The sequence below is a fragment of the Delftia tsuruhatensis NBRC 16741 genome, assembly GCF_001571325.1.
GTDB classification, from domain to species: domain Bacteria; phylum Pseudomonadota; class Gammaproteobacteria; order Burkholderiales; family Burkholderiaceae_C; genus Comamonas; species Comamonas tsuruhatensis.
In genome coordinates, this window is sequence record NZ_BCTO01000043.1 from 1 (window position 1) to 13,773 (window position 13,773).

At 68.6% G+C, this 13,773-nt stretch carries 11 protein-coding genes; 5 read left to right on the plus strand and 6 right to left on the minus strand.

Translation table 11 applies throughout. The features are described 5' to 3' along the window. Window positions 1–240: 240 nt before the first annotated feature. The 3 genes from DTS01S_RS20275 to DTS01S_RS20285 all read right to left on the minus strand — a co-directional run bounded on the left by DTS01S_RS20275 (window position 241) and on the right by DTS01S_RS20285 (window position 3,355). Window positions 241–1,530: a mechanosensitive ion channel family protein gene (locus DTS01S_RS20275; RefSeq protein WP_017406771.1), complete on the minus strand. Its 1,290-nt coding sequence runs from the start codon at window positions 1,528–1,530 to the stop codon at window positions 241–243. Between the two features lie 92 nt (window positions 1,531–1,622). Beyond that, entirely contained in the window at window positions 1,623–2,432 is an 810-nt protein-coding gene (locus DTS01S_RS20280; RefSeq protein ID WP_016449704.1) for an enoyl-CoA hydratase, read from the minus strand. A gap of 17 nt (window positions 2,433–2,449) precedes the next feature. Beyond that, window positions 2,450–3,355 carry a histone deacetylase family protein gene (locus tag DTS01S_RS20285; RefSeq protein ID WP_017406772.1) on the minus strand — a complete coding sequence of 302 codons (906 nt, stop codon included), beginning with the start codon at window positions 3,353–3,355 and terminating at the stop codon, window positions 2,450–2,452. A 90-nt stretch (window positions 3,356–3,445) separates the two neighbouring features. Here DTS01S_RS20285 and DTS01S_RS20290 point away from each other — a divergent pair, with 90 nt between their 5' ends. From DTS01S_RS20290 to mltB, 4 genes are read left to right on the plus strand one after another with little or no spacing between them, the layout of a single operon-like run. Continuing rightward, window positions 3,446–4,366 carry an AAA family ATPase gene (locus DTS01S_RS20290; protein ID WP_016449706.1) on the plus strand — a complete coding sequence of 307 codons (921 nt, stop codon included), beginning with the start codon at window positions 3,446–3,448 and terminating at the stop codon, window positions 4,364–4,366. Continuing rightward, a complete protein-coding gene (locus tag DTS01S_RS20295) occupies window positions 4,366–5,400 on the plus strand; it encodes a DUF58 domain-containing protein (protein WP_017406774.1) in 1,035 nt (344 codons plus the stop codon). The genes DTS01S_RS20290 and DTS01S_RS20295 overlap by 1 nt, the downstream gene beginning before the upstream one ends. Beyond that, window positions 5,397–7,547, plus strand: a complete 2,151-nt coding sequence (locus DTS01S_RS20300; protein WP_017406775.1) for a transglutaminase family protein — start codon at window positions 5,397–5,399, stop codon at window positions 7,545–7,547. The genes DTS01S_RS20295 and DTS01S_RS20300 overlap by 4 nt, the downstream gene beginning before the upstream one ends. Beyond that, the gene (gene mltB / locus DTS01S_RS20305; RefSeq protein WP_026062736.1) at window positions 7,544–8,722 is read left to right on the plus strand and encodes a lytic murein transglycosylase B; all 1,179 of its coding nucleotides are present in this window, start codon (window positions 7,544–7,546) and stop codon (window positions 8,720–8,722) included. Before DTS01S_RS20300 ends, mltB begins: the two co-directional genes overlap by 4 nt. A 27-nt stretch (window positions 8,723–8,749) precedes the next feature. Here the strand turns inward: mltB and DTS01S_RS20310 are convergent, their stop codons facing one another. Continuing rightward, a complete protein-coding gene (locus DTS01S_RS20310) occupies window positions 8,750–10,060 on the minus strand; it encodes a branched-chain amino acid ABC transporter substrate-binding protein (protein ID WP_061288606.1) in 1,311 nt (436 codons plus the stop codon). 97 nt (window positions 10,061–10,157) lie between these two features. Between DTS01S_RS20310 and DTS01S_RS20315 the strand changes: the two genes are divergently transcribed. Further along, window positions 10,158–10,538 carry an Hsp20/alpha crystallin family protein gene (locus DTS01S_RS20315; RefSeq protein ID WP_016449711.1) on the plus strand — a complete coding sequence of 127 codons (381 nt, stop codon included), beginning with the start codon at window positions 10,158–10,160 and terminating at the stop codon, window positions 10,536–10,538. Between the two features lie 156 nt (window positions 10,539–10,694). Here DTS01S_RS20315 and tsaD read toward each other — a convergent pair whose 3' ends face one another. Together tsaD and DTS01S_RS20325 are read right to left on the minus strand one after the other, a co-directional pair. After that, the gene (gene tsaD, locus DTS01S_RS20320) at window positions 10,695–11,735 is read right to left on the minus strand and encodes a tRNA (adenosine(37)-N6)-threonylcarbamoyltransferase complex transferase subunit TsaD (protein ID WP_016449712.1); all 1,041 of its coding nucleotides are present in this window, start codon (window positions 11,733–11,735) and stop codon (window positions 10,695–10,697) included. Between the two features lie 90 nt (window positions 11,736–11,825). After that, window positions 11,826–13,520, minus strand: coding sequence for a putative bifunctional diguanylate cyclase/phosphodiesterase (locus DTS01S_RS20325; protein WP_016453792.1), 1,695 nt, complete (start codon window positions 13,518–13,520; stop codon window positions 11,826–11,828). Window positions 13,521–13,773 lie beyond the last annotated feature (253 nt).

Sequence of the window (13,773 nt, forward strand, 5' to 3'; positions counted from 1 at the left end):
CCACGCGCTTGACCGGGACCAAAACCTTCATTGCAGCGGCTCCTGATTGATTGATAGATTGACGTTTACGTAAACCGAAATCATTGTATGCGGCGCTGCAGCAGCTGCGGCAGGTTTCCCTCACGGCCGAGGGCCGCATGCGCGCTCACAAAAAAGAACGATCGTGCCATTTTAAGCACGACCATTGAGATTTCCTGCAGGGGAACAGCCTGAACTCAGGGTATGCACCTAGGAATAATCCTAGCTGCTTTTCTCTGCCGCCTGGGCCACCACGCCCCCGCGTTCGGTGATCTGTACCACCTGCCTGGGGACCGGCAGGCTCACGCCTGCGGCACGCAGGCCGCGCAGTACGGCGAGGTTGACCTCGGAGCGCACATTTCCCTGGCCATTTTGCGGGTCGTTGATGTAGTAGCTGAGACTGAACTGCAGGCCCTGCTCCACAAAGTCGACCAGAGCCACCGAAGGCGCGGGCGTCTTGAGCACGCGCGGCTGCGCGGCTGCGGCTTCGAGCAGGATGCCGCGCACCTGCTCCACATCGCTGTCCATGCCCACGACGATGTTGGTGGACAGGCCGAACTTGACGTCGAATCCGGTGAGGTTCTCCACACGCTGGGTGATCAGCGTCTCGTTGGGCACGATGGATTCGCGGCCGTTGAGCGCGCGAATGATGGTGTAGCGCGTGCGGATGTCGGTGATGCGGCCCTCGAAGCCGTCCACGCGCACGTTGTCGCCGATGCGCAGCGCACGCTCGATCAGCACCAGAAAGCCGCTGACGTAGTTGGAGGCGATCTTCTGCATGCCGAAACCCAGGCCCACGCCGATGGCGCCGCCCATGACGGACAGCGCCGTCAGGTCCACGCCCACCATGGACAGCGAGACCAGCAGGCCCACCAGGATCAGCACGCTGCGCGTGATGTTCATGGCCACCTTGCGCATGGACAGGTCGCTGACCCACTGGTTGATGACCTTCTGCTCGAACAGCGTGGACAGCCAGAGCACGGCCACCATCATCAGGCCCGCCGACAGCGTGCCCTCGATCAGGTTGAGCAGGCTGACCGGCGTCTTGCCGATGTTGAACTGCAGGGCCTCCAGCTCCTCCATGACCTGCGGCAGCAGGCCGATGCTGTGCAGCACCGCCGCGCCCCAGGCCAGCCAGGAAAAAATGCGCTCGATCAGGCGCACCACGGTGGAGTGGGGGAAGGTCCGGCTGAGCACCCGCGCCACGAAGCGGATCACCGACAGGGATACCAGCAGCGACACGGCCACGCGCAACCAGAACACCGTGGAAAACCGCGCCAGGATCTCCTGGCTGGTGAAGACCAGCACCAGCGCCAGCAGCGGGAACAGTGCGCCATCGAGCGCATGGCGGCCAATCCATACGGAGGGCTTGCCATCGTTCAGATGGCCGTAGCGCGCATGCAGGCCGCGCATGGCGCCGTAGGCCAACAGCAGGCAGCCGATGAGAACGGAGAACTCCAGCCAGGCGCTGGAGCTTTGGAAGTCGTTGATGAGCTTGTCGAAGATGTCCATGGATCAGGGCCGTTCCGCCGCAAGGGTGCAGGCCGCCATCATCGCGCAGATCCAGGACAGGCCAACCGGACCGGGGCCTACATGCAGGTCGGTCAGCGGCCCGTCTTCCAGGCCGGTTCGCGCTTGGCGGCGAAGGCCTGGGCGCCCTCCTGGGCGTCGGCATCCATCATGTTGGCGGCCATGGTCTGGCCGGCCAGCTGGTAGGCGGCCTCGATGCCCATCTCGCGCTGGCGGTAGACCAGGGCCTTGCCCATGGCCACGGCCGCGCGGGGCTTGCTGACGATGGACTGCACGAAGTGCTCCACCGCATCGTCCAGCGCCTCCTCGGCCACCACGCGGTTGACCAGGCCCTGGTCCAGCGCCTGCTGCGCGTCGATGAAGTCGCCCGTGAGCAGCATCTCCATGGCCTGCTTGGCCGGCACATTGCGCACCAAGGGCACGCTGGGCGTGGCACAGAACAGGCCATAGTGGATGCCACTGGTGGCAAAGCGCGCCGCCTGCGCAGCAACGGCCAGATCGCACTGGGCCACGAGCTGACAGCCCGCCGCCGTGGCAATGCCGTGCACGCGCGCAATCACGGGCACGGGCAGCCGGTGGATGGACAGCATCATGCGGCTGCACTGGGCGAACAGCTTCTGGTAGTAGTCCAGCTGCGGATGGGCCGCCATGTCCTTGAGATTGTGTCCGGCGCAAAAGGCCTTGCCGGCTGCAGCCAGCACGACCACGCGCACCGACTCGTCACGCGCCACATCGTCCAGCGCCTGCTGCAGCTGCGTGAGCATCTGCTCGCCCAGGGCATTGAAGCGCTGCGGATCGTTGAGCGTGAGCCGCACGACGCCGCGCGCGTCGCGCTGCACGTCGAGCAGGGGGCTGGCTTCAGAAGGATGGGTGCTCGCGTTCATGGTGCTCCAGATCGGATTCAGAGGTCGGCCAGCACGCGCACGTGCGCTTCCACGCTGCGCGCAAGCGGCCCCATCACGTAGCCGCCTTCCAGGCAGGAGACGATACGCCCCTTGGAGAAGCGCCGCGCAATGTCCTTGATGCGCGAGGTGATCCAGGTGAAGTCCTGCTCGGTCATGCCCAGCTGGCCCATGTCGTCCTCGCGGTGGGCGTCGAAGCCGGCGCTGATGAAGATCAGCTCGGGCTTGAAGGCCTCCAGTCGCGGGATCCACATCATCTCGACGATCTCGCGGATGTCCATGCCCTTGGTATAGGCGGCCACCGGCACGTTGACCATGTTGGCGGCCGGGTGCTGGTCGCCGCTGAAGGGATAGAAGGGGTGCTGGAAGATGCCGCACATGAGCACGCGGTCGTCGCCGGAGAGGATGTCCTCCGTGCCATTGCCGTGGTGCACGTCGAAATCGATCACGGCCACGCGCTTGAGGTGGTGGCGGCTGAGCGCGTACTTCACGCCCACGGCCACGTTGTTGAAGAAGCAAAAGCCCATGGCCTGGTGGCGGGTGGCATGGTGGCCGGGAGGGCGCACGGCGCAAAAGGCGTTCTCCAGCTCGCCGGCCATCACCGCATCGGTGGCCGCCAGCGCGGCACCGGCCGCATGCAGCGCGGCCGAGAAGGTGTGGCTGTTGATGGATGTGTCGGTGTCGATCTGGGAGTACTCGGGGCCGCCGGCCTGCTGCTCCTCGATGAGGCGCTGGGTCAGGCCCTGCAGCGCGGCCACATGCATGCGGTCATGGGCCAGTTCGATGTCGGCCAGCGAGGCCTGGGGGGCCTCGTGCCGCTCCAGCGCATCGGCCACTCCGGTCACCAGCAGCCGGTCCTCGATGGCGTCCAGCCGGGCCGGGCACTCTGGGTGCCCCGGCCCCATCTCATGCCGCCAGCACTCCCTATGGGTGAAATAACCCGTCTTGCCCACAGTGATGTCTCCGCGATGTTTTTTTTAGGATAACGTCGCGCCATGCAAGCTACACACAAGATCAAGGCGCTTCTGGATCAGCTTAACACGGTGGTTGTAGGGAAGCCGGCTCAGGTCCGCGACAGCGTGGCCTGCCTGCTGGCCGGGGGACACCTGCTGCTGGAAGACGTTCCCGGCGTGGGCAAGACCACGCTGGCCCATGCGCTGGCGCACAGCTTCGGGCTGCAGTTCTCGCGCGTGCAGTTCACGGCCGACCTCATGCCCAGCGACCTCACCGGCGTGTCCATCTATGAGCGCAGCAGCGAGTCCTTCGTCTTCCATCCAGGTCCCGTTTTCGCCCAGGTACTGCTGGCCGACGAGATCAACCGCGCCAGCCCCAAGACACAGAGCGCCCTGCTCGAAGCCATGGAAGAGCGCCAGGTCTCGTCCGAAGGCCGCACGCACCGCCTGCCCGAGCCCTTCTTCGTGATCGCCACGCAGAACCCGCAGGAACAGCTGGGCACCTTCCCGCTGCCCGAAAGCCAGCTGGACCGCTTTCTGATGCGCATCAGCCTGGGCTATCCCGACCGCGCGGCCGAGCGCTCCCTGCTGTCCGGCAATGGCCGGCGCGCCCAGGCCGATGCACTGCTCCCGCTGCTGGCCACGGACGAGCTGCAGCAGTTGCAGGCCGCCGTGCTGCAGGTCCATGCCAGCGATGCCTTGCTCGACTATGTGCAGGACCTGCTGGAGGCGACGCGCTCGGGCCAGTGGTTCGTGCAGGGCCTGTCGCCTCGCGCGGGCATTGCGCTGCTGCGCGCGGCCAGGGCGGTGGCCCTGATGGAGGGGCGCGACTACGTGGCGCCCGACGATGTGCAGGCCATCCTGCCGCAGACGGCCGCCCACCGCCTGGTGCCCATAGGCTCCAGCGGCCGGGGTGCCGTGGAGCAGGTGCGCGCCATGCTGGACGCCGTGGCGCTGCGCTGATGCCGGCCGCTCCCGCGTCCTCGCCCGGCGCCGCCCAGCCGGGGGCATCGCTGCGCCAGCGCTGGTCTCCTGCGCGGCGCGTGCGCCAGTGGTGGCATGCCCGCCTGCCGCGCACCGACAGCCTCAGGCTGACCCAGCGCAATGTCTACATCATGCCCTCGCGCGCAGGCTGGGCCCTGGCGCTGACGCTGTGCGTGCTGCTGGTGGCGGCCATCAACTACCAGCTCAACCTGGGCTACCTGCTGACCTTTTTGCTGGCCGGAAGCGCGGCTGCGGGCATGGTGGTCGGCCACGGCAACCTGCGCGGCCTGGCAATGCACCTGCTGCCGCCGGCCGGCAGCTTTGCCGGCCAGCCCTGCCGCTTCGACGTGGTGCTGCACAACAGCCGCCGCAGCACGCGCTGGGGCATAGGCCTGGCCGTGCAGGGCGATGTCCCGGCCACCGACTGGACCTGGATCGATGTACCGGCACAGGGCAGCACCACGGCACAGTTGGCCTTCACGCCGCTGCGCCGGGGACGGCAGCCGCTGCCCACGATCACGGCGGCCACCCGCTATCCGCTGGGCACCTTCCGCGTCTGGGCGCTGTGGCGCGCACAGACGCAGGCCTGGATCTACCCGGCGCCCGAGCACAATCCGCCGCCCCTGCCACCGGCCAGCGCCGATGCCGGCGGCCGCAGCGCGGCTGCCACGCGGCACGGCGACGAGTTCGACGGTGTGCGGGCCTACCGTCGCGGCGATCCGCTCAAGCTGGTGGTCTGGAAAAAGGCTGCACAGGCCTTTGCCACGGGCAGCAACCAGCTGGTGAGCCGCGACCGCCCGCTGTCCCAGCAGCACCGCCTGTGGCTGGATGCCAAGGCCACCGGCCTGGCCGACCCCGAGGCCCGCCTCAGCCGCCTGACCGCCTGGGTGCTGGCCGCGCGCCAGCAGGACCTGACCTGGGGCCTGCGCCTGCCCGACGGCCGCGAGATCGCCCCCGACCAGGGCCCGGCCCATGCCACGCTCTGCCTGGAAGCCCTGGCGGCCTGCCCATGAATCGCACGTCCATGCCCTCCTCCTTCCAAGCCATTGCGCAGCCTGCGGCCACTTGGCGCCAGCGCCTGGCCGCCCTGCCCCGCGATGCGCGCGACACCCTGTTCCTGCTGGCCGTGGTGGCCTGGGTGCTGATGCCCCAGGCCGCCCACACGCCCTGGTGGACCATGGTCTTCGTGGCCGGCCTGCTGCTGTGGCGCGCCCTGCTGGCCTGGCGTGGCCAGCCCCTGCCCGGCCGCTGGCTGCTGGGCGGACTGCTGCTGCTGGCCCTGGGCGCCACCTGGGTCTCGCACGGCACCTTTGTCGGGCGCGATGCGGGCGTGACGCTGATCGTGCTGCTGCTGGCGCTCAAGACACTGGAGCTGCGCGCCCGGCGCGACGCCATGGTGGTGTTCTTCCTGGGCTTCTTCGCGCTGCTGGCCAACTTCTTCTACTCGCAGTCCCTGCTGCTGGCCCTGGCCATGGTGCTGGGCCTGCTGGGCCTGCTCACGGCCCTGGTCAATGCCCACATGACCGCCGGCCGGCCGCCGCTGACCCAGGCGCTGCGCACGGCAGCCCTGCTGGCGCTATGGGGCACGCCGGTGATGGTGGCGCTGTTCCTGTTCTTTCCACGCATGGCCCCGCTGTGGGGCGTGCCGGGCAACGACCTGGCGGGCCGCAGCGGCCTGTCGGAGAACATGCGCGTGGGCTCCATGGCCTCGCTGGTGCTGGACGAGAACATCGCACTGCGCCTGCGCTTCGACACGCCCGACGGCGCCCCGCCACCGGCCAACACCCTGTACTTCCGCGGCCCCGTGCTGTCGCGCTTCGACGGCCAGGAATGGCAGATGGACACGGAGGCCGGGCTGGACAGCGCCCAGCTGCGCGTCTCGGGCGAAGGCGTGCGCTACCAGATGACCATAGAGCCCAGCCGCCGCCCCTGGCTGACCATGCTTGACGCCACGCCCCAGCCCCCCGAACTGCCCCAGGGCATGGGCACCGCCCGCATGACACCCCAGCTGCAATGGCTGACCTGGCGCCCCATCACCGACGTGGTGCGCATCAGCGCCCAAAGCCATGTGCAGTTCAGCTACGGCCCGCTCAAGCCCACGCGCGGCCTGCGCCGCTACACCCAGCTGCCCGAAGGCAGCAACCCGCGCACGCTGGAACTGGCCCGGCAGATGCGTGCCGACCCGCAACTGGCCGATGCCACGCCCCGCGCCTGGGTGCAGGCCGCGCTGGCGCGCCTGCGCAAGGGCGGCTACACCTACACGCTGGAGCCCGGCGTGGTGGACAGCGTGCACACGGCCGATGACTTCTGGTTCGACAGCAAAGAGGGCTTTTGCGAGCACATCGCCTCCGCCTTCGCCGTGCTGATGCGCGGCATGGGCGTGCCTGCCCGCATCGTCACCGGCTACCAGGGTGGCGAGCGCAACCCGGTCGACGGCTACTGGACCGTGCGCAACGCCGACGCCCATGCCTGGACCGAGGTGTGGCTGGAGGATGAGGGCTGGGTTCGCATCGACCCCACCGGCGCCGTGGCCCCGTCGCGCGTGGGCGAGTTCCAGCGCCTGCGCGCGCCGCAGGGCGCCATCGCCGGAGCCATGGGCAACTTCGTGGGCGTGGGCATGCTGCAGCAGATGCGCGCCGTGTGGGAGGCCGTCAACAACGGCTGGAACCAGTGGGTGCTCAACTACACGCAAAGCCGCCAGCTGGACCTGCTCAAGAACCTGGGCGTGCAATCGCCCTCGTGGGTGGACATGCTGCGCCTGCTGGGCGCGCTGGCCGGCGTGGCCGCGCTGGCGTGGCTGGCCTGGATGGCCCGCGCCCAGCGCACCAGCCGCGACGAATGGCTGCGCCTCATGGACAGGACCCGCGCCCGGCTGCGGCGCATCGGCCTGGACGCCGACGCCAGCCTGCCCCCACGTGCGCTGGCAGCCCAGGTCATGGACCGCTGGGGCCGGGACGATGCCAAGGCGGCCCAGGCCCTTCACGACTGGCTCCTGGGCATGGAGCGCCAGCGCTACGCACGGCCATCCCCATCCTCATCCGCACCCGACACCCCCGGCCTGCCCGCCCTGCGACGCCAATGGCGGGCGCTGGACTGGCCACGCACTCCGCAGCCACGGCCACAAGCCGCCGCTGCCGGCCCCACGACAAGCACACCATGACCAAGCAACGACTGATCCCCTCCGCCCTGCTGCTGCTTGCGGCCGCCGCCCTGCCCTGCGGCGCGCTGGCCAGCAAGCCGGCGCCCGCCCAGACCGGCGCAGCCAAGACTGCCGCCAAGTCCACGGCCAAACCTTCCACGAAAAAGCGCACGGCCGCTGCTGCCGCCGCTACGGCCGCTGGCGGCGCCGCCGTGGCCAGGACCGTGCAGGGCAGCACGCCCTACGGCGAACGGCCTGAAGCCATGCAGATGGCCGCCGACATTGCGATGCGCCACGACCTGCCGGTGGACTGGGTGCGCGAGACCATCGCCCAGGCCCGCTTTCTGCCCCAGGTGCCGCGCCTGATGACGCCGGCCGTCCAGGGCACGGCCAAGAACTGGGGCGTCTACCGCAGCCGCTTTGTCGAGCCCGTGCGCATACGTGCCGGGACACGCTTTTGGCAGGCCAATGCCGCTGCGCTGGCGCGTGCCGAAAAGCAGTACGGCGTGCCGGCCGAAATCATCGTCGGCATCATCGGCGTGGAGACCATCTACGGCCAGCAGATGGGCAACTTCCGCGTGATGGACGCCCTGGCCACGCTGAGCTTCGACTTCCCTGCCGCCCACCCGCGCGCTGCGGCGCGCACCGAGTACTTCCGTGGCGAGCTGGAGCAGTTCCTGCGCTTCACCCACCGTGCGGGCACGGACCCGTTCTCGCTGCGCGGCAGCTACGCAGGCGCCATGGGCATGGGCCAGTTCATGCCCAGCAGCTGGGTGAAGTGGGCCGTGGACTTCGACGGCGACGACCGCATCGACCTGTTCGGCAGCGCGGCCGATGCCATCGGCTCGGTGGCCAACTACTTTGTCGCGCATGGCTGGAAAAGCGGCATGCCCACCCACTACCCGGTGATCATGCAGGCCCAGGGCGCCGACCTGGCCGCCCTGCTGGCGCCCGACATCCTTCCCCAGTTCACGGCCGACGAGATGGCCGCACGCGGCGTGCAGTTGCCAGGCGACGGCGCCGCGCACCCGGGGCCGCTGGCCCTGGTCAAGCTGGAAAACGGCGCGCAGGGCCAGCCGCTGTACATCGCGGGCACGGAGAACTTCTATGCCATCACGCGCTACAACTGGTCCAGCTACTACGCGCTGTCCGTGATCGAGCTGGGCCAGGAAGTCGCGGCAGCCATGGGCCGCTGATCCAGGCCATCCAAACCGTCGAGGCGGTCAGGGCCGGCGCATGCGGCACATCGCGGGCTGCTCGGCACGCGCGGCCTCGATCTCTCGCACCACGCGGAAGCCGTAGCCCGAGCCTTCCACATCGAAGGGCACGCCGGGCGCGCCCTGCCTGTCCATGACGCCGACCACCAGCGCCTGCTGGAACTGGTGGTCGGCCGCGCGCATGCGGCCCCTGCGTCCGGCCAGGGTCACGTCCGCGCTTTCCAGCGCCTGCGCCACGGCAACGGTGTCCGTGCTGCCCGCGCGCGCCATGGACTGGGCCAGGGCCTCGATCATCAGCTGCATGCGCATGTGCACATAGTCATCGGCCGGCCTGGGAAAGCGCTCGCGGAATGCCTTGTAGAAGGCCTGGCTGTCGGGCCCCGGCACGTTGGGCAGCCAGTCGGCAACGGCCAGCACCTTGCCCACGCCGGCCTCGCCCAGGGCGGCTGGCGCGCCCAGCGCATTGCCGTAGAAGGTGTAGAAGCGGCCGTCAAAACCCGCCTCCCGCGCGGCCTTGACCAGCAGCATCAGATCGTTGCCCCAGTTGCCCGTGATCACGGCCTGGGCGCCGCTGGCCTTGATCTTGGCGGCATAGGGCGCAAAGTCCTTGACGCGGCCCACGGGGTGCAGCTCGTCGCCCACGATGGCCACATCGGGCCGCTGCGCGGCCAGCTGGCGCCGTGCCTCGCGCAGCACGGCCTGGCCAAAGCTGTAGTCCTGCCCGATCAGGTAGGCGCTGCGCACGGCCCCGTCCTCGCGCAGCACCTGCATCAGCGCGGCCATGCGCATGTCGGCATGGGCGTCGAAGCGAAAGTGCCAGAAGCTGCAGCGCTCGTTGGTGAGCGCAGGATCGACGGCCGAGTAGTTCAGGTACAGCACGCGCCGGGCCGGATCGCGCTCGTTGTGCTTGGCAATGGCGTCGACCAGCACGGCGGCCACGGCCGATGAATTGCCCTGCATGACCACGCGCGCGCCGCCGTCGATGGCTGCGCGCAGCGCAGACAGCGCCTCCTCGTTCTGGCCCTTGCTGTCATGGCGTTCGATGGCCAGGGGCCGGGCGCCGCCCTGCGCGGCCGGCAGCAGCACACCGCCGCGCGCGTTCACGCGCTCGGCGGCCCACAGCAGGTTGCGGAACACGGCCTCGCCCGTGTTGGCAAAGGGGCCGGACAGGCTTTCGATCAGCGCCAGCCGTATCGGCTCGCCGCGCGGCGGCGACACGGGCCGGTCGTGTCCGCTTGACGCCCGGGCCAGCAGCGCGGGCGCCGCAAATAGCGCCATGGCGCCGCTTTTCAAGACCTTGCGGCGCAATTTATTCATGGCTTTTTCCTCTTGAAATGCGTTCAACACCGCTTAACTAGGCTCCATGCGGCGACAACTTCGATGAAGCCGCGCAGTTTATAGGAGCCAACCCACCATGATCTTCACGCCTGTTCTCCGCCGCAACGCCTTCGCTCCCCAAGCCGCCGATCTGGCCCTGCAGCGCTTCTTGCAAGGCACCCTGGGCAACGCGGCCCCTTCGCTCTCGTCGGTGCAGGTTCAGCGCGATGAAAAGGCCACGACCTTGCAGCTGGATGTGCCCGGCCTGTCCCGCGAGCAGCTGCAGCTGAGCATCGAAGGCGCCGTGGTCCGTCTGTCCAGCGTCGAGGGCGCGCCCCGCCAGGTGCAGCGCGCCTGGGAGCTGGACCATGAAATCGACACGGCCGCCAGCAGCGCCAAGCTGGAAAACGGCGTGCTCACGCTGTCCCTGGCCCGCCTGGAACCCCAGAGCAAGGCCACCATGCTGAGCATCCAGTAAGTCCGGTCACGGTCAGCGCGTTTGTGCACCCGGGCTGTCAACCATCCTTTCTTCCATCCTCTTGGCAAGGTGACAGCCCGTTTCCAGAGCCCGGCCCGCGCCGGGCTTTTTTTGCGCCTGCCGTGCAGTGCAGGCCGGGCACGCGGCCCCGGACCATCAGGCCAGCGAATCGAGCGGCCAGCGCGGCTTGACGTCGAACGCGTAGTGCCTGTTCGCCATTTCGCGGCCTGCCTGCAGGCGCATGGCGGCGGCCATGGCGATCATGGCGCCGTTGTCGGTGCACAGGTGCAGCTCGGGGTAGTGCACGCGCAGCTTGCGCTTGGCACAGGCCGCATCCAGCTGGGCGCGCAGCAGACGGTTGGCGCCCACGCCGCCGGCCACGACCACGCGCTTCATGCCGGTCTGCTGCAGCGCCGCCAGCGTCTTCTTGACCAGCACCTCGACGATGGCCGCCTGCGTGCTGGCGGCCAGGTCGGCCTTGCGCGCCTCAAGGTCATCGCCCAGCTTCTTCGCCTGGGTCAGCACGGCCGTCTTCAGGCCGGCGAACGAGAAGTCCAGGTCGCCCGAATGCAGCAGCGGCCGGGGCAGCTTGAAGGCCTGCGCGTCCCCGCCCTCGGCCAGGCGCGAGAGCACGGGGCCGCCCGGATAGGGCAGGCCCATGAGCTTGGCCGATTTGTCGAAGGCCTCGCCGGCCGCGTCGTCGATGGTCTCGCCCAGGATGGCGTAGCTGCCCACGCCGTCCACGCGCATCAGCTGCGTGTGGCCGCCCGAGACCAGCAGGGCCACGAAGGGGAATTCGGGGGGATCGGCGCTCAGGAAGGGCGACAGCAGGTGGCCTTCCAGGTGGTGCACGCCCAGCACGGGCTTGTCCAGCGCCGCAGCCATGGCGCAGGCCACGCCCGCGCCCACCAGCAGCGCGCCGGCCAGGCCGGGGCCGCGCGTGAAGGCGATCACATCGACCTGGTCCAGCGTGCGGCCGGACTCGCCCAGCACGCTTTCGGTCAGCGGCAGCACGCGGCGGATGTGGTCGCGGCTGGCCAGCTCCGGCACCACGCCGCCATAGGCGCGGTGCATGTCGATCTGGCTGTGCAGCGCATGGGACAGCAGCCTGGGCACGCCCGTGCCATCGGGGGCCTCGACCAGGGCCACGCCGGTTTCATCGCAGGAGGATTCGATCCCCAGAATCAGCAAACTCATGGGACTGAAGTGTAGAACCTGCGGGCGCGGCGCACGGCCGCCCGCGTCAATGGCCCCTGGCCGGCGGGCAGTTGCGGGGCCGGCGGGCCGCTACAGGTTGTCCAGGTATGACGAGCGCGAGAACTGCACGGGCTCGATGCCGTCGGAGGTCCAGATTTCGCTGGCGATCAGCGCCTGGGCGTTCATGGGGCGAGCGAAGTAAAAGCCCTGCAGCTCGTCGCAGCCCAGCGTCTGAAGCACTTCGCGCTGCTGCTGGTCGGTCACGCCTTCGGCCACCACGCGCAGCTCCAGCGCATGGGCCAGGCGCACGATGGCATCGACCACGGCCCGCGCGTCGCTCTTGATGGCCACGTCCCGCACGAAGCTGCGGTCGATCTTGACCTCGTCGGCGCCCAGCTGGCGCAGCAGGGCCAGGCTGGAGTAGCCGGTGCCGAAGTCGTCGATGGAAATCTGCACGCCCATGCCCGTCAACTCGGCAATCACGGCCATGGTGGTCTTGTCGTCCTCCATGGCCACGGACTCGGTGATCTCGAAGACCAGCTGCTCGGGCCGAATGCGGTGCCGCTCGATCGCTTCGCCGATGTACTGCGCCAGCCGCGTCTGAAAGAGCTGATAGCCCGAAATATTGATGGAGACGCGCATGAAGCGCCGCTGGCGCGTCCACTGGGCAGTCTGGCGGCAGGCCTCGTCGATGACCCAGTCGCCGATCTCGCTGATCAGGCCGAAGCGCTCGGCCAGCGGAATGAACACGCGGGGGCTGATGAGGCCGAATCGGGGATGGTTCCATCGAACCAGCGCCTCCACGCTGCGGATGCGGCCCGTGCGGGCATCGATCTTGGGCTGGTAGAACAGCACCAGCTGCTGGCTTGCCACGGCGCGGCGCAGGGCTTGCTGCAGGTCGAACTGCACGGCCACATCCTTGCGCATGCTTTCCTTGAAGATGGCGCAGGAATTCCCGCCGGCGCGCTTGGCCGTGTACATGGCGAGGTCGGCCGCCGCCATGAGCTTTTCCTTCTGGCCATGATCGGGATAGATGGCCACGCCGACGGAGCTGCCGATGGAGATGGACTTTCCCGGCAGATCGAAGGGCTGACCCAAAACCTTCTGCACCCGGCCGGCCATGGCCACGGCATCGTCCTCCGATGCCAGGCAGCCCAGCAGCAGCACGAACTCATCGCCCCCCACGCGCGCCAGCGTGTCCGACTTGCGCGTCATACGGTTCAGGCGCACGGCCACCTGGCACAGCAGCGCGTCACCTGCGGCATGGCCCTCCACGTCGTTGATGGGCTTGAATCCGTCCAGATCGATGTACAGCAGGCCCACGCGCACCGGTCCGCCGGGCCCTGGCTGCTCCACCGAGCTGTCGGCGCGCGCAATCGCCCGGCCAAGCCGGTACTCGAGCAGCGCCCGGTTGGCCGTGCCGGTCAGCGGGTCCCTGAAGGCGATGCGCTTGAGCTTCACATTGGCGCGCAGCAGCTTTTCATTGGTCTGCTGCAGCGATTGCGTCAGGCGCTGAGCCTTCTCGCGCAGGCGCACATGGACCACCAGCGAAACCAGCAGGAATATCAGAACGGGAATGGCGCCCCACAGGCCGAAAGCGCTCCACCCCGCGGCCCAGCTTCCCTGGCCATCGGATGGCGCCGATGCGGCCAGGAGCTCGCCCCCCGCCAGTGCCCGGCACTGCGCCAGGCCCAGCAGCAGCGCAGCCAGGGACGGGCCACGCCGGCGCACAGCAGTCCGCCGCAACACCGCCTGGGTCATGAACCGCCAGCGCACGGGGGACATCCGATCTTCTCGTGATATTGCAAGCTCATGCTGATTCAGCCTCGCTGCCGCATTGCGCAGCCCGATCTTGTGGATGGCTATGCCATGGGTGTCGTGTGTGCCGGAAAGCCGGGCTTTTTCCTGAAGGGTGCCCGGCAAATATTCGACACATTCGCGCGTCCAAATTTGTATCGACGATTTCAAAACGTTAGAAAAATTCTATCAAACCCTGCGCCTTGCTTCTACTTGTCCTTTTGCGCCACGGCAGGCCCGG